Genomic DNA, 343 nt, shown 5'->3' on the forward strand with positions numbered 1-343 from the left:
AGAGGAAAAGAGGGGAGAAGGGAGGGGGGGGGGGGAGGAAAGAAAGGAGGAGAGGAGAGAAAAGGGAGAAGAAGGGGGGGAGGAGAAGAAGGGGAAGAGGGGGGAGAAAAAGAGGGAGAGGAGAAAAAAGAGAAGGAGGAGGAGAGGGAAGAGGAAAGGAGAGAAAAGGAAGAGAAAGGAGAGGAGGGAGAGAGAAGAGGAAGAAGAAGGGGAGGGAAAAGGAGAGAGAAAGGAGAAAGAGAAGGGGAAGGAAGAGAGGAAGAAGAGAGGGAAGGGAGGGGGGAAGAAAAGGAGAAAGAAGAGAAAGAAGAAGAGGACGGGCGGCACGAGTGCGCCCACGTCC

At 54.2% G+C, this 343-nt stretch carries 1 protein-coding gene; it reads left to right on the forward strand.

Translation table 11 applies throughout. From position 1 onward, the window contains the following. Window positions 1-343, forward strand: a 343-nt coding sequence (locus NR111_RS18920) for a hypothetical protein (protein WP_256821646.1), incomplete at both ends; no start/stop codon positions are given.

Source organism: Dietzia sp. Die43, from assembly GCF_024519835.1.
Lineage (GTDB): Bacteria > Actinomycetota > Actinomycetes > Mycobacteriales > Mycobacteriaceae > Dietzia > Dietzia kunjamensis.